Origin of the sequence: Pilibacter termitis (assembly GCF_900167335.1) — a bacterium.
Classification (GTDB): Bacteria; Bacillota; Bacilli; order Lactobacillales; family Streptococcaceae; genus Pilibacter; species Pilibacter termitis.
This window is the reverse complement of sequence record NZ_FUXI01000016.1, coordinates 34130-56276: the sequence shown is the minus strand read 5'-3', so window position 1 is coordinate 56276 and position 22147 is coordinate 34130. Positions and strand designations below refer to the sequence as shown.

23 protein-coding genes are annotated in these 22147 nt (G+C 38.7%); 16 read left to right on the top strand and 7 right to left on the bottom strand.

Translation table 11 applies throughout. The annotated features are described in order from the left end of the window. Positions 1-4: 4 nt before the first annotated feature. From B5D30_RS07620 to aroE, 7 genes are all read left to right on the top strand, one after another. Positions 5-451 (top strand): hypothetical protein, encoded by a 447-nt coding sequence (locus B5D30_RS07620; protein WP_144399530.1) that lies wholly within the window; start codon positions 5-7, stop codon positions 449-451. Continuing rightward, positions 448-621, top strand: coding sequence for a hypothetical protein (locus B5D30_RS13680; protein WP_159443261.1), 174 nt, complete (start codon positions 448-450; stop codon positions 619-621). Before B5D30_RS07620 ends, B5D30_RS13680 begins: the two co-directional genes overlap by 4 nt. 10 nt (positions 622-631) lie before the next feature. After that, complete coding sequence (locus tag B5D30_RS07615) at positions 632-1048, top strand: hypothetical protein (protein WP_078807470.1); 417 nt, start codon at positions 632-634, stop codon at positions 1046-1048. A gap of 256 nt (positions 1049-1304) precedes the next feature. Continuing rightward, positions 1305-1577, top strand: a complete 273-nt coding sequence (locus tag B5D30_RS07610) for an ACT domain-containing protein (protein ID WP_078807469.1) — start codon at positions 1305-1307, stop codon at positions 1575-1577. A 15-nt stretch (positions 1578-1592) separates the two neighbouring features. Continuing rightward, positions 1593-2936, top strand: coding sequence for a PFL family protein (locus tag B5D30_RS07605; protein WP_078807468.1), 1344 nt, complete (start codon positions 1593-1595; stop codon positions 2934-2936). A gap of 113 nt (positions 2937-3049) precedes the next feature. After that, complete coding sequence (locus tag B5D30_RS13195; protein WP_144399529.1) at positions 3050-3289, top strand: hypothetical protein; 240 nt, start codon at positions 3050-3052, stop codon at positions 3287-3289. 941 nt (positions 3290-4230) lie between these two features. Next, on the top strand, positions 4231-5091 hold the full coding sequence (gene aroE / locus B5D30_RS07600) for a shikimate dehydrogenase (protein WP_078807467.1): 861 nt from the start codon (positions 4231-4233) through the stop codon (positions 5089-5091). A 57-nt stretch (positions 5092-5148) separates the two neighbouring features. Here the strand turns inward: aroE and B5D30_RS07595 are convergent, their stop codons facing one another. Beyond that, positions 5149-5862 (bottom strand): rhomboid family intramembrane serine protease, encoded by a 714-nt coding sequence (locus B5D30_RS07595; protein ID WP_078807466.1) that lies wholly within the window; start codon positions 5860-5862, stop codon positions 5149-5151. A gap of 166 nt (positions 5863-6028) precedes the next feature. Between B5D30_RS07595 and B5D30_RS07590 the strand changes: the two genes are divergently transcribed. The 7 genes from B5D30_RS07590 (at position 6029) to recN (ending at position 12309) form a co-directional block, all read left to right on the top strand. Then, positions 6029-6865, top strand: coding sequence for a bifunctional methylenetetrahydrofolate dehydrogenase/methenyltetrahydrofolate cyclohydrolase (locus tag B5D30_RS07590; protein ID WP_078807465.1), 837 nt, complete (start codon positions 6029-6031; stop codon positions 6863-6865). Continuing rightward, the gene (xseA, locus tag B5D30_RS07585; RefSeq protein ID WP_078807464.1) at positions 6862-8139 is read left to right on the top strand and encodes an exodeoxyribonuclease VII large subunit; all 1278 of its coding nucleotides are present in this window, start codon (positions 6862-6864) and stop codon (positions 8137-8139) included. Before B5D30_RS07590 ends, xseA begins: the two co-directional genes overlap by 4 nt. Position 8140: 1 nt before the next feature. Beyond that, a complete protein-coding gene (locus B5D30_RS07580) occupies positions 8141-8350 on the top strand; it encodes an exodeoxyribonuclease VII small subunit (RefSeq protein ID WP_078807463.1) in 210 nt (69 codons plus the stop codon). Position 8351: 1 nt separating this feature from the next. After that, positions 8352-9218, top strand: coding sequence for a polyprenyl synthetase family protein (locus B5D30_RS07575; RefSeq protein WP_078807462.1), 867 nt, complete (start codon positions 8352-8354; stop codon positions 9216-9218). Positions 9219-9254: 36 nt separating this feature from the next. Further along, positions 9255-10073 (top strand): TlyA family RNA methyltransferase, encoded by an 819-nt coding sequence (locus B5D30_RS07570; protein ID WP_078807461.1) that lies wholly within the window; start codon positions 9255-9257, stop codon positions 10071-10073. A gap of 31 nt (positions 10074-10104) precedes the next feature. After that, entirely contained in the window at positions 10105-10545 is a 441-nt protein-coding gene (locus B5D30_RS07565; RefSeq protein ID WP_078807460.1) for an arginine repressor, read from the top strand. 93 nt (positions 10546-10638) lie between these two features. After that, positions 10639-12309 (top strand): DNA repair protein RecN, encoded by a 1671-nt coding sequence (recN, locus tag B5D30_RS07560; RefSeq protein ID WP_078807459.1) that lies wholly within the window; start codon positions 10639-10641, stop codon positions 12307-12309. 62 nt (positions 12310-12371) lie between these two features. On the opposite strand, the gene B5D30_RS07555 is transcribed toward recN, so the two are convergent. The 6 genes from B5D30_RS07555 to B5D30_RS07540 all read right to left on the bottom strand — a co-directional run bounded on the left by B5D30_RS07555 (position 12372) and on the right by B5D30_RS07540 (position 16596). Beyond that, complete coding sequence (locus tag B5D30_RS07555; RefSeq protein WP_078807458.1) at positions 12372-13301, bottom strand: siderophore ABC transporter substrate-binding protein; 930 nt, start codon at positions 13299-13301, stop codon at positions 12372-12374. 391 nt (positions 13302-13692) lie between these two features. Further along, a complete protein-coding gene (locus B5D30_RS13675; RefSeq protein ID WP_159443260.1) occupies positions 13693-13866 on the bottom strand; it encodes a hypothetical protein in 174 nt (57 codons plus the stop codon). Then, positions 13817-13954, bottom strand: a complete 138-nt coding sequence (locus B5D30_RS13670; protein WP_159443259.1) for a hypothetical protein — start codon at positions 13952-13954, stop codon at positions 13817-13819. The genes B5D30_RS13675 and B5D30_RS13670 overlap by 50 nt, the downstream gene beginning before the upstream one ends. After that, positions 13939-14694, bottom strand: coding sequence for an iron ABC transporter ATP-binding protein (locus B5D30_RS07550; RefSeq protein WP_078807457.1), 756 nt, complete (start codon positions 14692-14694; stop codon positions 13939-13941). The genes B5D30_RS13670 and B5D30_RS07550 overlap by 16 nt, the downstream gene beginning before the upstream one ends. 13 nt (positions 14695-14707) lie before the next feature. Next, a complete protein-coding gene (locus B5D30_RS07545; RefSeq protein ID WP_078807456.1) occupies positions 14708-15652 on the bottom strand; it encodes an iron chelate uptake ABC transporter family permease subunit in 945 nt (314 codons plus the stop codon). Further along, the gene (locus B5D30_RS07540; protein ID WP_078807455.1) at positions 15652-16596 is read right to left on the bottom strand and encodes an iron chelate uptake ABC transporter family permease subunit; all 945 of its coding nucleotides are present in this window, start codon (positions 16594-16596) and stop codon (positions 15652-15654) included. Before B5D30_RS07540 ends, B5D30_RS07545 begins: the two co-directional genes overlap by 1 nt. Positions 16597-17031: 435 nt before the next feature. Here B5D30_RS07540 and alaS point away from each other — a divergent pair, with 435 nt between their 5' ends. Beyond that, a complete protein-coding gene (gene alaS, locus B5D30_RS07535; protein WP_078807454.1) occupies positions 17032-19677 on the top strand; it encodes an alanine--tRNA ligase in 2646 nt (881 codons plus the stop codon). A 398-nt stretch (positions 19678-20075) separates the two neighbouring features. Then, positions 20076-22067, top strand: coding sequence for an alpha amylase C-terminal domain-containing protein (locus B5D30_RS07530; RefSeq protein ID WP_159443258.1), 1992 nt, complete (start codon positions 20076-20078; stop codon positions 22065-22067). Positions 22068-22147 lie beyond the last annotated feature (80 nt).

Sequence of the window (22147 nt, the reverse complement as noted above, 5' to 3'; positions counted from 1 at the left end):
AGACGTGAGACGAATGAAAATGATGTATCAGCAAATCAAAACGCAATATTCTGCATTTCAAGAAGAAATCAGGGAAATGTTAGAGAACGCTAAACAACAAGAACAGCATAATAGGTATTTGCAATTGTATGAAATTAAAAACAAAGTTTCACAACTTTTCATTGAACTGGAGTCGCTTTTCTTGTTAGAACGGGAAATTCCTTCAGAAGAACGCAAGAAAAAACGGATAACCAAAAGTCAAATTCGGCAATTGATTGGAGAATTTCAAGTCAGTTGCGAAGAAATTACTTCATTTTTTGAGTATTCTCAAGAAGAAAAAAAAGAAACAGGAACTTTTCAAGAGCTGTACGCTCAATTTAAAGAAGAATTTGAGCATTTAGTGAAACAATCAGATGAGCAGGAGCGAAGATTTTTTGCATTAAAAAAAGAATATTTCGAGGAAATGGAATGAATAAACAACTTTCTAAAAAAATTCGTCAGTTATATGAAGAAAATGGACAACAGCATTTTGTAGAAAACGTGGAAAAAAGAGGAAAATGGTTAATGATTTTCCTCTCCTCGCTCATCTCACTCATGATCTTAGGAGCTCTCCTCTATGCGTTGATTCTATCTTTAGGTTAAGGAGTTTTAAGTGGCATTGAAAACGGCGACCAAACTTCTGCCCATCGTAGCTAAAAAAAAGGAGTGTGAGAATATGTCAGGAACTTCTCGAATAGAAAAAGAAATTTTTCTAGAAATAGAAAAAACATTAACAAAGAGACAAGGGAAAATCAAAGAAATTCAAAAGAAGATAAAAGAAATAGAAGAAAATAAAATTTCACTTTCTTTTTGTATCTCTTTTTTCACCAGTTTAAATGATTTACAGGGTGATTATTTGTTAGTTGAGCAAAAACTTCAGTTTTTGACAGGATATATGCAATGTACTAAAAATCTAGCAAATCAAACAAAAGAAGAAGAATTTCCCTCTATTTACGAAGAAATTAATTTGCAAAAGGAACAACTTCATGAATTATCTCTAAAGATTTTTGCTATGGAAAATAAAGAATAAGTTTACTTACGTTTAATTAAGGGGAACTCTAAAAACTCACACTTATCCAAACTTGCTAGTTTTGGCTTAACCGGAGTTTTTAGAGGAGCCCTTAAATTTATATTTTGAGTAAACGTGATTTTTTTTAGATTTCTTTTAATCGTTCGGGTTTCGCTCAAATTACAGCAATTTTTATAACAAGTTGTCAGAATTTTTTTAGCATTTGTGTTCGTTATGAGGTATAATAAGAAAAAAGAAAAACGAAAGTGGTGACTTTATGAAATCAATTGTTACAGTTGTAGGCAAGGATAAAGTTGGAATTATTGCGGGAGTGTCGGCAAAATTGTCGGAGCTTGATTTGAATGTGATTGACGTTAGCCAGACAATTATGGAGGATTATTTTGCCATGATTATGATGGTGGAGGCACTAAAGGAAACCAATATTAAAGAAGTTCGAGCAGTTTTAAAAGAACTAGGAGACAATCTTGGTGTAACGATTCACATACAAAATGAAGAAATTTTTAACGCAATGCACAAATTGAACTTTTAAGAAGGAGTTGAAACCTTGGAAACAACAAATATTATTGAAACAATAAAAATGATTGAAGAAGAAAATCTCGATATTCGTACGATTACAATGGGGATTTCTTTGCTTGATTGTATTGATGCAGATATTGACAAAGCGTGTGAGAAAATTTATCAAAAAATTACTTTGAAAGCAAAAGATTTAGTCAAAGTTGGTGAAGCAATCGAGGAAGAATACGGGATTCCGATTATCAACAAACGTGTTTCTGTTACGCCGATTTCGATTATTGGTGCAGCAACAAGTGCAACAGACTATGTAAAATTCGCTCTGACTTTGGATAAAGCTGCAAAAGCGATTGGAGTGAATTTTATCGGTGGATTTACAGCACTTGCCCAAAAAGGCTACCAAAAAGGTGATGAAATCTTGATAAACTCCATTCCGCAAGCTCTTGCTCAAACGGATTTTGTCTGTTCATCGGTCAATGTCGGTTCAACAAAAACAGGGATTAACATGGACGCAGTGCGTGATATGGGGCTTGTGATAAAACAAGCAGCTGCACTTGATGATATGAGTTGTGCGAAATTGGTCGTATTTGCCAATGCGGTAGAGGACAATCCTTTTATGGCGGGGGCTTTTCATGGTGTCGGTGAACGTGATGTTGTCATTCACGTTGGGGTTTCAGGTCCCGGCGTAGTCAAGCGTGCCTTGGAAAAAGTTCGTGGCGAAAGTTTTGACGTGGTGGCAGAAACGGTTAAGCGTACCGCTTTTAAAATTACACGTATGGGTCAATTTGTCGGGGCAAAAGCAAGTGAGCGTTTAGGTGTTGATTTCGGGATTGTCGATTTGTCTCTAGCACCGACTCCAGCAGTGGGTGACTCTGTTGCTCGAATTTTAGAAGAAATGGGATTAGAGCAAGTTGGCACGCACGGCACAACAGCAGCTCTTGCACTTTTAAATGATGCAGTCAAAAAAGGTGGCGTAATGGCTTGTAATCATGTTGGCGGACTTTCAGGAGCATTTATTCCCGTTTCAGAAGATGAAGGAATGATTGCAGCGGTCAATGACGGAACGCTAAATCTTGAAAAACTAGAGGCGATGACTGCAATTTGTTCAGTTGGGTTGGATATGATTGCTATTCCGGGAGACACGAGTGCAGCTACGATTTCAGCAATGATTGCAGATGAGGCGGCAATTGGTGTGATTAACCAAAAAACGACGGCTGTCAGAATTATTCCGGCGAAAAACTCAAAAGTTGGCGACCAAATTGAATTTGGCGGATTGCTTGGAACAGCACCTGTTATGAAAGTCAATGAGAAAAAATCCGACCTTTTCATTGCTCGTGGTGGGCATATCCCTGCACCGATTCATTCGTTTAAGAATTAAAAGTAAAAGGATTTCTGTTTGTGTTCAAATGGGAATCTTTTTGTGAGTTTGCCAGCCATGACAACTAACGAAGCGGCTGAGATGCTCGCACAAATCAAAGTACCAAAAAAACTTTGGTTAAAATTGTTACTTATCATCTGGAAACAGTGGGAGAACAAAGGGAAAAAAATCGTTCCTTGATTCAGCTAGAACTTCCAGAAGAAGAGGTGAAAGTGCTAACGTATTGTCGAAAAGGATATAGATATATTGAGGCATCAAAAGTAGTACCAAGGGGATTATTCAATAAAAGACAAAAACAAAGAGGAATCCCCTTTGCCCTAGATTATTATCTAAAAGTGCATACTGCAATATAAGTTGAACCGCCGTATGCCATGTGGAACGTACGGTGGTGAGAGAGGAGTGAAAAGTTGTTTAGCTTTTCGCTCTGCTCGATTTATTTTTTCTAATATGGAGCAATGACAACATTGACGCTAAATAACGTGAATGATAAAATGAATTCAGGTATAAGAATAAAACGAATAATGAAAAAATGGAATGGACACACTCATACAGAATATTGCCCGCATGGAATGATTAGGAGCGTTGCTTACAAAATTTAAAAGAGAAGTACAAAAGTGATATAACTTTCACTATTGGCGTTGAATTAGAATATTTAGCAGATTTTGAAGATGAAACACATTATTTTTTAGATGAGCATGGAGCATATTTGGAAAAAATATTTTATCTGTTCATTTTCTAAGTGGCATAAGAAGAATATTTACACACGATGAGGAATCTGCTGGAGTGGTGAAAAAGTACCCTTAATTTTATTTATCCGGAAAAAATTGCGAGGGAATACAAGAAATTAAAAAATAAAAGCGTAATGGTGCGTTTTGAAGTCTGCAACAGTGAATCACAGCATTTACTTGCTGGAAACTAAAGTTTCCAGTGCTGTTGTGAACAGTTGCCAGACTTCAGCACCATGTCGCTAGAAAAAGAAAAGTGTAGAGGGGCGTTCAGGAGTTTGCGACAGCGAACCACGTCGTTTATTTACTACTATACTTCGTTTCGCATACAGTCTTTCTAAGAATCAAAGATTCTTGAAAGACTAGCATCGAAACGCCAGTTTCGAGCGACGTTGTGAGCAGTCGCCAATCTCCTGCCCCTCGTAGCTAGACAAATAAAAGCGTAATGGTGCGTTTTGAAGTCTGCAACAGTGAACCACAGCATTTACTTACTGGAAACTAAAGTTTCCAGTGCTGTTGTGAACAGTTGCCAGACTTCAGCACTATGTAGCTAGAAAAAGGAGCCAATCATGAAAATTACAGGAAAAACAAGATTATCAGGTTTATTCGCTCATCCTGCTAAGCAGTCGCTTTCGCCGATTGTTCATAATGCAGCGTTTGAGCATTTGGGAATTTCAGCAGTGTATCTGGCATTTGATTTTGAAGAAGAAGAGGTGGGAAAATCTGTTGAGATGATTCGCACGTGGGATATGCTTGGTGTGAATGTTTCCATGCCGTATAAAGCCTCTGTTATTCCTTATCTGGACGAACTCTCAGAAGAAGCCGAACTTATGGGAGCGGTCAATACGATTGTGAATAAAAACGGGCGATTAATTGGAAAAAATACAGACGGTTTGGGTTTTCTTCGGGCGGCAGAAGAAATGGGGGTAAAACTTAAAGATGAATGCTTGACCGTGTTAGGAGCAGGCGGAGCAGCACAAGCGATTATTACTCAGGCTGCATTGTTTGGTGTAAAAGAACTTTTCATCGTGGCAAGAAGTGGTAAGAGTTATTCAGAAATGGAGCGTAAAATTGAAAAATTGAGCGAGCGAACAGCCACAAAATTGCGAATTTCCACTTTTTCAGATGAAAATTATTTGAAAAACGCTTTGGATAAAAGTGTTCTGCTTGTAAATGCGACAAGTGTTGGAATGAATGAGGACATTTCACCGATTGACTTACATCATTTTTCACCGAAAAATATTGCAGTAATGGATATTATTTACAAACCCCTTGAAACGACTCTCCTCAAGGCAGCAAGGGAGTTGAATTTGAATGCTGTAAATGGTTTGCCAATGCTTCTTTATCAAGCGGAACGTGCTTTTTATGAATGGACAGGGCAAGAGTTGCCAATTGAATTGGTGAAGGAAAAAATTGAACAGGAAATATAACACACACACACACACTCGCCTTTTCTTACTGGTGAGTGTGTGTTTTTTAGAGGTGCCTTAATAGTATTTATAATAAGTGAACCCTACATATAAACAAAGCAAAACCAAGGCGAGAACGCCAATAGCTGCCAGAGTTCTCATCCAAAGTTTGTAGCGGTGCATATTTCTTGGCATACCGCAAAGTATTGCAAGCAATGCTCCGCCAATTGCACCGCCGAGATGTCCGTGCATATCAACAGATGAGTCAAATACATTCATCACGAGGTTTAGAGCGATGAGGAGGAGAAATTGACTTGCCAGTTGTCTGACCCCGTAATTTTCAGGGAAGAAGAAACGAAGAATGGCAAGAGCTGCAAATAAGCCAAACAAAGAAGTTGACGCTCCAGCAGCAACCACCCCGCCGTTAAAAGCAAAACTGACAAAATTTCCAAGAATACCTGCACCAAGATAGAGAAGTGCAAAACGCAAATGTCCGTAAAGTTCTTCCAATTGTTCGCCGATAAAATAAAGGGTTACGCTATTCAAAACAAAATGTGTCCAACCAATGTGAATAAAAATCGGGGTAATAAATCGCCACCATTCACCCTGTTCAATAATTGCTTGTGGATACATCCCGCCGAGCATCACAACTAATCCCCAACTCTCAGACGGATAACCTGTTGTTAACGGTGCAATAAACTGCATATATGCAAAAATAATTGACTGAATTGCTAGAAACAAATACATCATGTACGGCTTTCGTTTCCAGCGATTGATTTTATATGGATTCATTTTTTTACCTCATCTTTTTTTGTGGTATTTCACGTAATAAATACATTATATCATGTAATTCAATAAATGATGAATGGGAAAACATAGAAAATATAAGAAAATTCATTATGGAATATGGTATGATAGAGGTAAATGAATTTTGAGTAAGAATAATGGAGGCTGACAAATGGGAACAATTCTTGATGGTGCTGGATTAGCGAAGAAAATAAAAGGTGAGTTACACGAAAAAGTGAAAAAATTGAACAAGAAACCCGGTTTGGTTGTTCTTTTACTAGGAGAAAATCCTGCGAGTAAAGTTTATGTGAAACATAAAGAAATGGATGCAGAAGAAATTGGTTTCCTTTCAAAAATTGAGCGTCTTCCAGTAACGACAACAGAGGAAGAATTGCTTGATTGCATTGAACGTTATAATCAAAATGATGATTATCATGGTATTTTGGTGCAACTTCCTTTGCCAGAACATATCAATGAGGAAAAAGTGTTGCTTGCGATTCGACCAGAAAAAGATGTGGACGGTTTTCACCCGATGAATATTGGTCGCCTTGTGAGCGGTAATCCTTTGATGACTCCTTGCACGCCTTATGGCATTATGGAGTTATTGGAGGAGTATAAAATTGAGTTGAGTGGAAAAACGGCTGTTGTGATTGGACGGAGTAATATTGTCGGCAAGCCGATTGCGACTCTTTTAACAGCGAAAAATGCAACGGTGACGATTGCTCATTCTAAAACGAAAAATTTAGCCGAAGTGGCAAAAAGTGCGGATATTTTAGTGGTAGCGATTGGTGTAGCTGAAATGGTGGATAAGAGTTTTGTCAAAAAAGGTGCGGTTGTTATTGATGTCGGGATGAATCGAAATGCTGAAGGGAAATTAGTCGGTGATGTGAAATTTGATGAGGTTGCCCCGCTTGCTAGTTTTATTACACCTGTTCCACGAGGAGTGGGACCAATGACAAGAGCAATGTTGATGAAACAAACACTTGAGGCATTTGAGAGAACATTATGAGTGAAAAATATTTAACGGTAAGTGCTTTAACGAAATATTTAAAGACGAAATTCACACGTGACCCGTATTTACAACGGGTGTATTTGACAGGTGAAATCTCAAATTACCGAGTGCGACCGACACATCAGTATTTTTCTTTGAAGGATGAAAATGCAGTGATAAGTGCAACTATGTTTCAACAAGCGTTTCGCAAGGTGAAATTTGCACTTGAGGACGGACAGCGTGTTTTGGTGATAGGACGTGTAGATCTTTACGAAAAAAGTGGGCAGTACCAAATAATCATTGAACATATCGAGCCTGACGGTATTGGTGCAATGTATCAGGCGTATCGTCAACTACACGAAAAATTGGCGAGTGAGGGGATTTTTGACGAGCAATGGAAGAAAACTTTGCCTAAATATCCTAAAAGAATTGCCGTTGTCACTTCAGAGAGTGGGGCGGTCATTCGAGATATTTTGACAACGGTGAAAAGACGGTATCCGATTGTACAAGTGGTTGTATTTCCAACAGTGGTGCAAGGAAAAGAGGCGAAACACTCGATTGTCGCAAGTATTCGGAAAGTGGAGGCGTGTGGCGATTTTGATGTAATGCTCGTTGCTCGTGGTGGAGGTTCAATCGAAGACTTGTGGAGTTTCAACGAAGAAGAAGTAGTACGTGAAATTTTCCAAGCGAAAACCCCAGTTATTTCATGCGTTGGGCATGAGACGGACACGACTTTGGCTGATTTGGTAAGTGATGTGCGTGCAGCAACGCCTACCGCAGCAGCTGAACTTGCCACCCCGGTTTTGAGTGAGGAATTGCAAAAAATAACACAATTCTCTTTGCGATTAGAACAAGCATTTTCAGCGAAACTCACTTACTATCAGGAACGCATGAAACGAGTGAAGACTTCCTATGTATTTTTAAGCCCAATGCGTTTATACGAAGGAATTGCTCAACGTTTGGATAGAGAAAACGAACGATTGTTGCATTTTTCACCTGAAAAGCGATTGACAGAGTTACAAGTACAACTGCAAATTTGTGAGGAAAAAATGGTTCAAGCGATGAATCGCCTATTGGAGACGAAAGACATTCAAGTGAAATCCTTGATTCAAGCATTAGACTTGCTTTCTCCATTGAAAATTATGACACGAGGTTTCACAGTGGCAACCCTTGAGGAGAAAATCGTTAAAAGCGTAGACGAATTGAGTGAAAACGATGAGTTGTGCTTGCAATTTGCAGACGGTGAAGTACGCTCAAAAGTAGTTGAGGTAAAGAAAAAAACGGAGGATTAAAATGCCAAAAGCAAAATCATTTGAAGAGAAATTACAAGAACTTGAGGAAATAACGCAACGTTTAGAACAAGGAGATGTTCCTTTAGAGGAGGCAATGGAAGTTTTCAAAAAAGGAATGGAACTATCAAAGGAATTGGATAAATCCTTGCGAACGGCAGAAAATACTTTGACCAAAATCATGAAAGATGATAAAGAAGTGGAATTTGAATAGCATGAATGAATTTAAAGCATTTACACAAAAACATAGAGCAATCCTTGAGGAAGTAATGTGCCAAGAGGTACAGGATAGGACAGAAGTTGCGACACTTTGTGAGTCTATGCTGTATTCTCTTAAAGCTGGCGGGAAAAGATTTCGCCCGATGTTGTTTTTGGCAACGTGTGAAAGTATTGGCGTGAGGCTTTCTAAAAAGCATTATCAACTGGCTGCTGCACTTGAAATGGTGCATACTTATTCACTTATTCACGATGATTTGCCTGCAATGGATAATGACGATTTGAGACGTGGGATTCCAACCAATCATGTAGTGTTTGGCGAGGCAATGGCGATTTTAGCAGGTGACGGGCTGTTGAGTTTGGCATTTGAGCTAACTGCTGAGGTAAGTGAGAATGCACAAATAGTGGTTTTGCTTGCAAAATGTTGTGGCGTTGGAGAAAATGGTATGGTGGCAGGGCAAGTGCTAGATATTGAGGGAGAGGGGAAAACTCTTCCTTTAGCAGAATTGCAAAATATTCATGCGAAAAAAACAGGTGGTTTGATTCGCTATGCCATAGAGGCGGCATTGTTGTCAGCTCATAAAAAAAGCGAATGTTTAGTAGAATTTGCCAAGTTTCTAGGTATTTCTTTTCAAATTCGTGACGATATTTTAGACATTACGCAATCAACCGAGGAGTTAGGGAAAACTGCTGGGAAAGATATAAAAATGGCAAAAAGCACTTATCCGCAATTGTTGGGACTTGAAGGTGCAAAAAAAGCACTCGGAGAAAGTTTGATAAAGGCGGAAAACTGTTTGTCACAGGCGGAGAAAGAATTTCCAGAAGGAAATTTTACGACTTTGTATAGTCTTTTAAAGGAGTTTTAGGCGAATAAACACTCGTCTTAAAGGAAGGAGAAGGTTATGCCAAAAGAAAGAGTAGACATTTTAGCAACAAGAAGTGGCTTATTTGAAACACGTGAAAAGGCAAAACGTGCAATTATGGCAGGACTTTTAGTCAATGCAAAAAATGGAGAACGTTTTGACAAGCCGGGAGAAAAAGTGCCTACTGATACGGAATTTCGTGTAAAAGGCGAAGTGTTGCCCTATGTTTCACGAGGAGGACTAAAACTTGCAAAAGCCTTGGAAAAATTTGATTTAGAAATAACCGATAAAATAGTATTGGATATTGGTGCCTCAACGGGCGGATTTACGGACGTTTCGTTGCAAAATGGAGCAAGGCTCGTCTATGCTTTGGATGTTGGAACCAATCAGCTTGCGTGGAAACTTCGTCAAGATTCACGAGTGGTAGTGATGGAGCAAACGAATTTTCGCTATGCGAAATCGACTGATTTTTTAGAGGGATTGCCCAATTTTGCTACGATTGATGTTTCCTTTATCTCACTTTCGCTCATTTTGCCGACACTTTTTGATATTTTGGTGGAAAATGGAGATGTGGTAGCACTGATAAAACCACAATTTGAGGCAGGAAAAGAGAATGTAGGGAAAAACGGCATTGTCCGTGATAAGAAAGTGCATATTGAGGTCATTCAACGTGTCCTAAATCTTGCTTGCGAGCTTGGTTTTGACGTGCGAAACCTTGATTTTTCGCCAATTACAACAGGCGGGCAAGGGAATATTGAGTTTTTGGCACATTTGAAAAAAACATCACATCAGGCAATGATTGCTCCTGAGATTGAAGTGGCAAGTCTTGTGAATATTGCACATGATACATTGTCGTAATTCCCTTAAAACAAAAGGATTTTAGAAGAAAATGAAGAAAACAGAACGTCAACAGCTTATATTGGAATTTATTAGTACGAAAAAAATATCTAGTCAAGAAGAAATCGTTTCTTTACTTGAAAAACGAGGACTTTATGTTGCACAAGCTACGATTTCAAGGGATATTCATGAATTAAACATAGTAAAAGTAGTCTCGAAAACGGGAGGATTATGCTACGAACGAGCCATTCAGCAATCACAAACAGAGCAACAAACCATAGGGAAATCGCCTATTTTGCAAATAGAACGGCTCAATAACCAAATTTTTCTCACCACTCTCCCCGGCAACGCTTATGCCAAAAAACGAGAGTTTCGAGAAATATTAGAGGACATTTTCGCAATGATTTCAGATGACGACTCATTACTCCTCACTTTCCACACGGAAAATTCAGCAAAAAAAGCAGAGCAAATTTTATTGAAAGAGTTATTATAAAATCAACGTAAAAGACTTTGACAAGAGGAGCGTTGCGGAGTTCAAGTTTCAAGAAATCACGAAGTGATTTCGCAGAAAGGAATGATTATAGAAATGTTACAAGAATTATCAATTCAAGATTTTGCGATTATTTCCAAACTTTCCCTCTCCTTTCAAACAGGCATGACAGTATTGACAGGGGAAACTGGGGCAGGGAAATCCATTATTATTGATGCTATGAGCCTTTTAACAGGTAGTCGTGGTGGTGTAGACTACATTCGTGCAGGTGCGAACAAGGCGATTTTAGAAGGGCAATTTGATTTTCCAGAAAACAAAGAACCACTTCTTGAAGTGCTTGAAGAATTAGGCATTGAATGTGAAGAAGGGGTGATTTTAATTCAGCGTGATTTGACATCGGCAGGGAAAAATATTTGTCGTGTGAATGGTCGTTTGGTGAATTTGGCAGGACTTCGGAGCATTGGTGAGCATTTAGTGGATATTCATGGACAGCATGAACATCAAGAATTAATGGATGAAGACAAACATCTAGGGCTTTTAGATGAATTTGGTGGAAAAAAATTGGCAGAGCTAAAAGAACATTATGCTCTTGCATATCAAAAATATACAGAAAAACTGAATTTATACAAAAAACGTAGAAAAAGCGAGAAAGAATTTGCACAACGAGTGGATATGTTGACATTTCAAGTTTCTGAAATTGAAGAGGCAGAGCTTGTGCGTGGTGAGGAAGAACAGCTAGAGGAAGAAGTGAAATTACTTTCCAACTACCAGAGCATTTTAACGGCTCTCGCTGCAAGCTATGAGGCACTCTCAAGCGAGGAAGATTCTACGCTCTCACGTATCCATAGTGCAATGGATAATATGGAAAAAATCGAAGAATACAGCGACAGTTTTGCTCAAATTTCTGAGACTTTGACGAATAGTTACTATATTTTACAAGATGTCGCAAGCGAATTGTCGCAACAACTAGATTTTCAAGAATTTGACGAAGAACGTTTAAATGAAGTCGAAGAACGTCTTGATACAATTTACCAGTTGAAACGAAAATATGGTGAAGATATAGATACAATTTTGGATTATTATGAAGAAATTTCAGAGGAATTAGCTCAAATGTCTACAAGCACAGGCACACTTGAAGAATTAGAGCTTGAGGCAAAGCAACTAAGAAAAAACGCTTGGGCAAAAGGTTTGCTATTAAGAGAGGAAAGAATAGCTCAAGCCAAATTGCTCGAAAAAGAAATTTTGAAAGAACTCAAAGAACTGTACATGGAAAAAGCACAGTTTGAAGTGCGTTTCACTGAAAATGAAAAATTACGGCTTTCTCCTGAAGGGATTGAGCAAGTGGAATTTTACATTACAAGCAATCCGGGTGAGCCTTTGAAACCTCTTGTAAAAGTGGCAAGTGGCGGGGAAATGAGCAGGATTATGCTGGCATTGAAAACCATTTTCACACGTTCAAAAGGGAAAACAAGTATTGTCTTTGACGAAGTAGATACAGGCGTGAGTGGACGTGTGGCTCAAGCGATTGCGGATAAAATTTACCAGATTGCTCAAAGTTCACAAGTTCTATGTATTACACATCTTCCGCAAGTGGCAGCTAAAAGTGACGCTCATTATTTTATCGAAAAAGAAGTCAAAAATGGAAGAACAGAAACAAACGTTCGCATTTTAGACAGCGAAGAAAGAGTGCAAGAAATCGCTCGAATGCTCTCAGGTGAAAAAATCACGGAATTAGCTTTAGAACATGCTCGAGAGTTGTTGGAGTAAGATTTATAAAGACAAAAACGCAGGAGTCCAAATTTCCTGCGTTTTGTGTATCGAAAAATTTGTTATTTCAACCCTTTTTCCACATCATCCAACATCAACTGAGTAGACTCTAAGCCCCCGCCACTTAGGTACCACACGTCAGCTTGCAATTCAATTACTCCACCATTTTTTCCAGCGTTCGTTTCCTTGACAAGTGCATTGTCTGCAATGTTATTTTTTGAACTATCTCCCCCGATTGCTTTTGTGCGGTCAACGATAAACAGAAGGTCTGGATTTTTTTGTGAAATATATTCATAATTCACTCCTTGACCGTGAGTAGAAGATTTGATTTCTTTATCAGCAGGAGCAAAACCAAAAACATCATTGATAATGCCAAAGCGAGAACCACTCCCAAATGCAGAAAGTTGCCCCTCATTTGCCATGACCACAAGAGCTGTTTTCTTACTCGCTTCCGCCTCTTTTTTCACTTTGAGAATATTTTCTTCTAAGCTATCAATTTTTTCTTTTGCCAATTTTTCCTTGTCAAAAATTTTCCCGAGCGTCAAAATATTTTCCTTAGTAGATGCCCAAACGTCTTTTTCGTCTAAACTTAGGAAAAGAGTAGGAGCAATTTTTGAAAGTTTTTCTTGAAAATCTTGTTGACGACCTGAGATGAGAATTAAATCTGGTTTTAATTGATTGATTTTCTCCAAGTCAGGTTCTTTAATTCCGCCAGCATTCTCAACTTTTTTGTATTTTTTGAGGTAAGCAGGTAAATTTTTTACAGGGGCTCCAATGACTTTTTCACCTAATCCTAAAGCATCAAGTGTATCAAGTGCTCCGTTGTCAAAGACAACCACTTTTTTAGGGTTAACCGTTATTTTTATATCACCAACAGTTATTTCTGAAGGCTTTGTTGCCTCCGCTTTTTTCTCTGTTTTCTTTTCTCCACACGCTACTAAAACAACGAGCAGAAGTGCTGGCAATAGGTATTTGAATATTTTTTTAAACATGAAGATTCTCCTTTTTCTAGTTGCATGGTGCTGAAGTCTGGCAACTGCTCGCAACAGCACTGGAAACTTGCGTTTCCAGCAAGTAAATGCTGTGGCTCACTGTTGCCGACTTCAAACCGCACCATTCCGCTTTTATTTTTTTATATAGCTACGAGTGCAGGAGTTTGGTCGCTGTTCGCAATGTCGCTCGCAACTAGTGTTGCGATTAAATGAACGACATGGCTCACTGTTGCAACCTCCTTATCGCCCCGCTCGCTTTTCTTTGTCTAGCTCCGAGGGGCAGGAGTTTGGCGACTGCTCACAACGTCGCTTGAAACTTATGTTTCAAGTAAATAAACGACGTGGTTCGCTGTCGCCAAACTCCTTATCGCCCCTCGGAGCTTTTCTTTGTCTAGCTCCGAGGGGCAGGAGTTTGGCAACTGTTCGCAATGTCGATCGCAACTAGCGTTGCGATTAAATGAACGACATGGCTCACTGTTGCAACCTCCTTATCGCCCCTCGGAGCCTTTCTTTGTCTAGCTATGAGGGGCAGGAGTTTGGCAACTGTTCGCAATGTCGATCGCAACTAGCGTTGCGATTAAATGAACGACATGGCTCACTGTTGCAACCTCCTTATCGCCCCTCTTCGCTTTTCTTTTTAAAAATACAAACAAAATTTTTGTCCGTTGATTTCTTTGATTGGAATGATGCAGCCGAATAGTTCGGTTAGTTTTTTTGATTCTATGACTTCGCTTGTTTTTCCTGTGTCAAAGATTTTCCCGTTTTTCATTGCGACAATTTCATCTGCATAGCAACTGGCGAAATTAATATCGTGTAAAACGATACAAATCGTTTTATCGTGTTCTTTGACTAATTTTTTCAACAAAGTCATGATTTCTTTTGCGTTTGACATATCCAGATTGTTCAATGGTTCATCAAGTAGGATATAAGGTGTGTCTTGAGCTAAAATTAACCCGATATACGCTCGTTGTAATTGTCCGCCAGAGAGCGTTAGAATGGATTTTTCGGCAAATTTTTCCAAATTCACTTGCTTGATTGCTCGAACTACAATTTTTTTATCCTCTTTTGTTAATCGTCCTTTTGAATACGGAAAACGTCCAAACGAGACCAATTCACGAACCGTCAGATTAAGCGTTGTTGTATTCGTTTGTCTCATGCTTGCAAGTCGTTTGGCTAAATCTTTTGAATGCCACGTTTTTAATTCTTGCTCGTCTAAATAAATTTCACCAGTATCTCGGCGTAAAAATTGGCTAATGACGGACAATAGCGTACTTTTTCCTGCACCATTTGGACCGATAAAGGCAATCATTTTATTTTTGCGAAGAGTGAGATGAATCTCTTCGATTCCGTCAGATTGTCCATATTTTTTTGAGACGTTTTTTAGAACAAGCATACAGTTTCCTCCGTTACATTTTTCTTTTGACAAGTATTTTTGACAAAAAATACAATCCACCAACAAACTCAATGACAACACTAAGCGTTGCATTGAATGAAAGAACTTGTTCTACTAGAAATTGCCCAAGCACCAAAAGCGTAAGAGTGATAAGACTACCAAAGAGAAAGAGCTTTTGATGTTGATAGGTTTTGACAAGCTGATACGTGAGATTTGCTACAATAAAACCGAGAAATCCGACAGGTCCCACGAGAGCAGTGCTAATCGCAGTAAGTCCGCTAATTGCTAGTAGTAGAAGAACTTGAAAATGCTGAATTTTCACTCCTAGATTTTGAGCAGCATCCAATCCTAAGTGCAGTACATCAAGCGTTCTTCGCACGTTCCAAAGAAAGACAAGCAACATGAAAATCATAGGAAGTGCAATGTACAAATGTGTTAGCTCAACATTGGAAAAACTTGCATAGAGTTTTCCTTGAAGTTGTAAATATTCATTTGGGTCAAGCAAAACTTGCATAAAACTACTTGCATTTTGAAAAAGCGTGCCACTTATCATGCCAATGAGCAAAATCAAATGTAGATTTCGGACTAATTTTTCCGAGAAAAACAGCCAACTAGCCAAAACTGTGCTAATCGTCATCATCAGAAGAATATTCGCCAGAAATTGTATGCCACTTATCTTTGCAAGAGCTATCTCATTTCCAAAAAAGAAAAAGAGACAGGATTGCAAAAAGACATATAAGGCATCCATACCAAGCAAATTCGGCGTGATAAAGCGATTTTTTGTGAGTGTCTGAAATGAAATCGTGCTAAATGGAATTGCCAAAGAGACAAGTACAAAAGCAATCAATTTCCTACCACGCAATTCAAGAGCAAACGCCCAATTTCCATAAGTATTCCAAGTGAGATACAAAAAAATCGAGGCGGCAAGTAGCAAAAGAAGTGCAAATGTTTTTTTCATCATGACTTCACCACGCTTTCTCGTATGAGTAAAGTGATAAATATCACTCCTCCAATAATTCCAGAGATGATACTGACATTCATCTCGTACGGAGCAATCACCACTCGTGAGAGAATGTCGCAAAACAGCAGAAAAATCGCCCCTGTTATCGCAGTTGGAAGTAAATTTTTCCTAAGATTGTCCCCGAGCCTAAGTAAAATGAGGTTCGGAATGACAACAGATAGAAAAGGAATATTGCCGACACTCACCAAAACTGTTGCATAGGCAAGAGCAATCAACGCCACACCGAGAAAACGAATGACCTCAACAGATACACCCAAACTTTTTGCCTGCATATCACCTAATGCAATCAAAGTGAATTGCTGAGCGAAAAAGTAGAGCAAAAACGCAAGAGGAATCGTTAAGTACAAAAGTTCATAGCTGTTTTTCATCACGAGAGAAAAATTCCCTTGTAGCCATGAAGAAATATTTTGCACAAGATTTAGCTGATAGGCAAAAAATGTCGTAATCGCCCCAATTACATTTCCAAACATCAAGCCGACAAGTGCCATACTTGTCATATCTTGTTCAGGAAATAAGCGTAACAAGAAAAAGAACATAAGTGTGCCACAAAGAGCGAATAGAAACGCAATTGTGGAGCGAAGAAGTACATTTGCTTGTGGGAAAAAGAGCATGACAACAAGCATTCCAACTCTCGCACTATCTGCTGTGCCGATTGTACTAGGTGTAAGAAATTTGTTTTGTGTAAGTTGCTGCATGACCAAACCACTCACGGCTAAAATCCCACCTGCCAAAATCAAGCTAAGCGTTCTAGGCAAACGAACCGTTGAAAATAAAAACCAATTCTCCTCATTCCAAGAAGTAAGACTTAAATCCTTGACGCCTACAAAAATTGAGAAAAGCACAAGGAGTATCAACGTGAAAATGACCAAACATTTTTTCATGAAAATCCCTCTCTATGTTTTTTCTCTTTTAGTAATTGATAATGAGAATCATTATCAATTAGAATTATAGAGGAGTTGTTTTGGGAATGCAAGGAATTTACTTGGGGAATTTTTAGAGGTAGTCTTAAACTGAAAAAACAAGTTTCCTTGACACCTCGCTATTTTCCGCTATAATTAAACTATTAAAGAATAATATCATCTCCTCTACTTCAAAGAAAGTTACGTCTAGGCTGAGAGCGTGATAAGCAAGTGATGATTGGCTCCCTTTATAGAATTGTTATGAAAATAACAGGTATTTCTGCCTTAAAGAATGAAGAGAAGTAATGATGTTCATTGCAAGCAAAGTGGTACAGTGGTAAAACGCCTTTGCATGTAGTGGCTTTTTTATTTGCTTTTTTGTAAAGGGTATCCCTAAAATTGAAAGGAAAAAAGAACATGAAAAAAATGACAAGTGCGGAAGTCCGCAAAATGTTCCTTGACTTTTTTGAGTCAAAAGGACACGCAATTGAACCAAGTGCGAGCTTAGTGCCAGTAAACGATCCAACACTTTTATGGATAAATTCTGGTGTGGCAACACTCAAAAAATACTTTGACGGAAGTGTTGTGCCAGATAATCCACGTATCACGAACGCTCAAAAATCTTTGCGTACCAATGATATTGAAAACGTCGGAAAAACAGCACGTCACCATACGATGTTTGAAATGCTAGGGAATTTTTCAATTGGGGATTATTTTCGTGATGAGGCAATCACTTGGGGATTTGAGCTTTTGACAAGCCCAGAGTGGTTCGATTTTCCAGTAGAAAAACTCTATATGACGTATTATCCAGATGACAAAGATACTTACAACAAATGGATTTCTCTTGGAGTTGCAGCAGAACATTTGATTCCAATTGAGGATAATTTTTGGGAAATCGGTGCAGGACCAAGCGGACCCGATACGGAAATTTTCTTTGATAGAGGAGAAGATTTCGACCCAGAAAAAATCGGACTTCGTTTGCTTGCGGAAGATATTGAAAATGACCGTTATGTCGAAGTTTGGAATATCGTGCTTTCGCAATTTAATGCAGACCCAAGTATTCCACGTAGCGAGTACCCTGAATTGCCACACAAAAACATTGATACCGGCATGGGACTTGAGCGAATGGTTTCCATTATACAAAATGCACCGACCAATTTTGAGACAGATTTGTTCTTGCCGATTATTCGTGAGGTGGAAAGAATTTCTGGAAAAACTTATGAAGTGCATAATTCTTTAAATAATATGAGTTTCAAAGTGATTGCAGACCACGTGCGTGCGTTGACCTTTGCGATTGGTGACGGAGCATTACCCGGAAATGAAGGACGTGGCTACGTTTTACGTCGATTGCTACGCCGAGCAGTAATGCACGGGAAAAAATTAGGGATTCAAGAGGCATTTTTATACAATTTAGTTCAAATTGTTGGTGAAATTATGCAGAGTTACTATCCAGAAGTCTTGGAAAATGCAGAGTTTATTGCCAAACAAATTCGCCGTGAAGAAGATAGTTTCCACCGTACGATTGATGCGGGGAGCAAAATGTTGGATGAATTGCTTGAAAAATTGAAAGCAACAGGTGCAGATACTGTTGACGGACGTGATATTTTCACGCTTTACGATACGTATGGTTTCCCGTTTGAGTTGACAGAGGAATTAGCAGAAGATGAAGGGTTTAAAGTCGACCATGAAGGATTTAAGGTGGCAATGACAGAACGTCAAGAGCTTTCTCGTTCATTTGTTGTCAAAGGTGGTTCTATGGGCGTTCAATCGGAACTTTTGACGAGTATCAAAGTTTCTTCAGAGTTTGATTACACTCGCACAAATCTTGACGGAAAACTTGAGGCGATTGTTGTAGGTGAAGAAGATAAAGCGATGCTTTCAACTGGTATGGCTCAACTTATTTTTGATAAGACACCATTTTATGCAGAAATGGGTGGTCAAGTAGCAGATTATGGAGTGATCCAAACGCTTGAAGGTACACTCATTGCCAATGTAATAGATGTGCAAAAAGCACCAAATGGACAGCCTTTGCATACGGTAGAAATTGTTGGCGAATTGAAAAAAGGTGAAATTTACCACTTGGCAGTTGATGAAGTTCGTCGCAATAAAGTGATGAAAAACCATACAGCAACGCATTTATTGCACGCAGCACTTCACAATGTGCTAGGAAAACACGCAACTCAAGCAGGCTCTCTCAATGAAACGGACTTTTTGCGTTTTGACTTTACACATTTTGAACAAGTAAGTCAAGAAGAACTTGCGAAAATTGAAGAAGAAGTCAACGAAAAAATTTGGCAAGCAATTCCAGTTGTCACGACAGAAACGGATATTGATACAGCGAAAAAAATGGGTGCCATGGCACTTTTCGGTGAAAAATACGGCAAACTTGTACGTGTAGTGCAAATTGGCGATTATTCTGTCGAGCTTTGTGGTGGGACACATATGAAAAACACTTCTGAAATCGGTCTGTTCAAGATTGTCAAAGAAGAAGGAATTGGTTCAGGAACACGTCGCATTTTGGCGGTAACAAGTAAAGAGGCGTATGCGGCATATCGTGATAGCGAAAATGCTTTACGAAAAATTGCACAATCTGTCAAAGCACCAAGACTTGAGGAAGTAGAAGGGAAAGTGGTGGCACTTCAAGAACAACTACGTTTATTGCAAAAAGAAAATGAGCAATTAGCTACAAAACTTGCCAATCAACAAGCAGGAAGTGTTTTCCAAAACGTGAAAGAAGTGAATGGTACAAGCATTATCGCCTCACAAGTGACGGTAAAAGATATGAATCAACTTCGTACACTGCAAGATCAGTGGAAACAAAAAGAACTCTCAGACGTTTTAGTGTTGGCGACAGCGAATGACGGAAAAGTGAGTTTGCTTGTTGCGATGAGTGCAAAAGCTCAAGAAAAAGGCTTGCGAGCGGGAGATTTAATCAAGCACATTGCCTCATTTGTTGGCGGTGGCGGCGGTGGACGTGCGGATATGGCTCAAGCTGGCGGGAAAAATCCAGCGGGCATTCCAGAGGCACTTTCTGAAGCTGAAAAATGGATTGAAACGAAATAGAAACTAGATGAAAAAAACATTATAAAAATAACAAAACACCTACGATTGTGAAACGTTTACAGCTCGTAGGTGTTTTTTCTTTTCATTTTTCTCTAAACGATAAAAATAAAGTATAACATTTGTAATAGCTTGTGGTTATCATACTTCTTTAAAAAAAATAAATTTCTCAAAAAAAAGAGTATTTTTGTCTTAACAACTATTTAATAATGTGTTATCATAAAAGTATATTTTTAATAACTTGCTCATAAATATATCAAAGTGGGTCAGATATAGAGCAGTACATAAGAATATATTGAATGTTTCTATGAAAGAATTTACATAAGTTTATTATGAGTATTCATTTTAAAAAAGAACATAAAGACCCTTATTTAAAAAATCAAACGAAATGGAGGAGAGAAATGGAGAAAAATAACATAGAAACATTGGAAGATGAAGAACGACAACGAGCGATTGATTTCTTCAAAGGAGATTGTGTCGATAGTTGGAAATACTTTGCTCATCACGAAAAGCAAATAAATGGAAAAAAAGGTTACGTTTTTCGAGTGTGGGCACCGAACGCTCAGCAAGTCTATCTTGCAGGTGATTTCACAAAGTGGTGGGAAGAAGAAATTCCAATGCAACGTGTAGAGGGATTTGGTATTTGGGAAGTCTGGACGGATTTGCCAAGAGAAGGTGAACTTTACAAATTCAAAGTTCGTCAAGTCAACGGTGTAGAGGAGATGAAAATTGACCCTTTCGCCCTTCGATTTGAGAAAAGTCCCGGTCTTGCTTGTGTTGTTGGCTGTAATCGAGAAAAAGATTGGACGGATATGGACTATTTATCCCTCAATTTATATGCGGAAAAAAGGCATTCAGCGATGAATATTTACTATCTCAACATCAAAGAATGGCGAAAGAATGCAACGTTTCAGACGTTAAAGGAAGAACTTGTTCCTTATTTGAAAGAAATGCACTATACACACGTGTTATTTCGGTCGCTCATGGAATACAATGAGCAAGCGGAATCGCCTGAGAGTGTGCTTGGATTTTTTGCACTTGAGGAAAGTAGTGGAACGATTTTAGAGTTTCAAGATTTTGTGGAAAGTTGTCATCTAAATGGGATTGGCGTATTTGTTGATATGAATATCAGCCAATTTTCAATGGAAAGTGGTGCGTTGAGTTACTATGACGGCACTCCTCAATTTGAATACTTGGATAGAAACCGTGCGAGAGCTTTTTCGGACAATCGGAAAAATTTTGATTTAGGAAAAGGTGCAGTGCAAAGTTTTCTTCTCTCCAGTGTGATGTATTGGATAGAAACGTTTCATCTTGACGGTGTGCGATTGCCGTTTGTGACGAAAATGATTACACGAGATATGGACGGAGGACCTTGGTCGCCCAATCATGAAGGAGGCAGAAAGAATTTTGAAGGAGTGGAGTTTCTAATCAAACTCAATGAAATGCTGAAACTTCACACGCCACACGTAGAAATGTTTGGCGACGAACTTACCGCTCGCATGAAAACGACCGCTCTTCTTAGTCATGGTGGACTTGGTTTTACAGGAAAAATCAATCAAAAGTGGTCGAGAAATCTCTTGAAATTTTACCAAATTGACCCGATTTATCGAAAATATCATTTCAATTTACTTGTTGAACTGTTTGAAGAAATGTATGACGAGAGTTTTGTCAATCCTTTGATGAATGTTTTCGAGGAAAAAGGTGAGAGGAAAACTCTCGCAACGGCGATTTGGGGCAGGGAAGATTGGAAAAAATTTTCACAAATCCGCAATTTCCTCGTTTTTCATAAAGCCTATCCAGCCAAAAATTTGCAAGAGGCAGGTGTCGAATTTGCCAGTATTCCGCAAGAAGATTGCTTGAACTGGTCGGCGTTAACGGAGAAAAAGTCAAATGAGCTACAAGAATTTACCAAACAGCTCAATCAACTTTATCTTCAATCGCCTGCACTTTGGGAATTAGACGGCACGTTAGACGGATTTGATATGGTAGACAATCACAACCGTGACCAATCCATTTTGAGCTTTATCCGAAAAGGCAAAAAGCCAGATGATTTTATTTTAGTTATTTTAAATATGACCCCAGTAGAACACCCTGAATTTCATATTGGTGTGACACATTGGGGAGAATATGAGGAAATCCTTAATTCAGAAATGAAAGAATTTGGTGGCTCGTGGACGAGTGGAAATGAAAATTTACACACACTTCCGTGGGAATTTCAAGAGCTACCGTTTCAGTTACATCTTTCTCTACCAGCTTTCGGGGCGATTCTCATTCGACCGAAAAAAATTTTTCTCGAACCACCAGAAGAAGTTCTAGAAATGAAACAAGATAGAGAAAAAGCAAATCAATATGTTGAAACTCTCAAGGGTAGTCTTGAACAAACATTTGAGTAGAAAGAATTTATTAGCAGAGATGCTATAAAGATAAGGTGAGATCTAAAGACGGTTTGTTCGTTTTTAGAAAACCCATAAAC

Coding starts and splice junctions, on each gene's coding strand:
- B5D30_RS13680 (WP_159443261.1), top strand. CDS start 448: ATGAATAAACAACTTTCTAAAAAAATTCGTCAGTTATATGAAGAAAAT.
- B5D30_RS07610 (WP_078807469.1), top strand. CDS start 1,305: ATGAAATCAATTGTTACAGTTGTAGGCAAGGATAAAGTTGGAATTATT.
- aroE (WP_078807467.1), top strand. CDS start 4,231: ATGAAAATTACAGGAAAAACAAGATTATCAGGTTTATTCGCTCATCCT.
- B5D30_RS07595 (WP_078807466.1), bottom strand. CDS start 5,862: ATGAATCCATATAAAATCAATCGCTGGAAACGAAAGCCGTACATGATG.
- B5D30_RS07590 (WP_078807465.1), top strand. CDS start 6,029: ATGGGAACAATTCTTGATGGTGCTGGATTAGCGAAGAAAATAAAAGGT.
- xseA (WP_078807464.1), top strand. CDS start 6,862: ATGAGTGAAAAATATTTAACGGTAAGTGCTTTAACGAAATATTTAAAG.
- B5D30_RS07580 (WP_078807463.1), top strand. CDS start 8,141: ATGCCAAAAGCAAAATCATTTGAAGAGAAATTACAAGAACTTGAGGAA.
- B5D30_RS07575 (WP_078807462.1), top strand. CDS start 8,352: ATGAATGAATTTAAAGCATTTACACAAAAACATAGAGCAATCCTTGAG.
- B5D30_RS07570 (WP_078807461.1), top strand. CDS start 9,255: ATGCCAAAAGAAAGAGTAGACATTTTAGCAACAAGAAGTGGCTTATTT.
- B5D30_RS07565 (WP_078807460.1), top strand. CDS start 10,105: ATGAAGAAAACAGAACGTCAACAGCTTATATTGGAATTTATTAGTACG.
- recN (WP_078807459.1), top strand. CDS start 10,639: ATGTTACAAGAATTATCAATTCAAGATTTTGCGATTATTTCCAAACTT.
- B5D30_RS07555 (WP_078807458.1), bottom strand. CDS start 13,301: ATGTTTAAAAAAATATTCAAATACCTATTGCCAGCACTTCTGCTCGTT.
- B5D30_RS07550 (WP_078807457.1), bottom strand. CDS start 14,694: ATGCTTGTTCTAAAAAACGTCTCAAAAAAATATGGACAATCTGACGGA.
- B5D30_RS07545 (WP_078807456.1), bottom strand. CDS start 15,652: ATGAAAAAAACATTTGCACTTCTTTTGCTACTTGCCGCCTCGATTTTT.
- B5D30_RS07540 (WP_078807455.1), bottom strand. CDS start 16,596: ATGAAAAAATGTTTGGTCATTTTCACGTTGATACTCCTTGTGCTTTTC.
- alaS (WP_078807454.1), top strand. CDS start 17,032: ATGAAAAAAATGACAAGTGCGGAAGTCCGCAAAATGTTCCTTGACTTT.
- B5D30_RS07530 (WP_159443258.1), top strand. CDS start 20,076: ATGGAGAAAAATAACATAGAAACATTGGAAGATGAAGAACGACAACGA.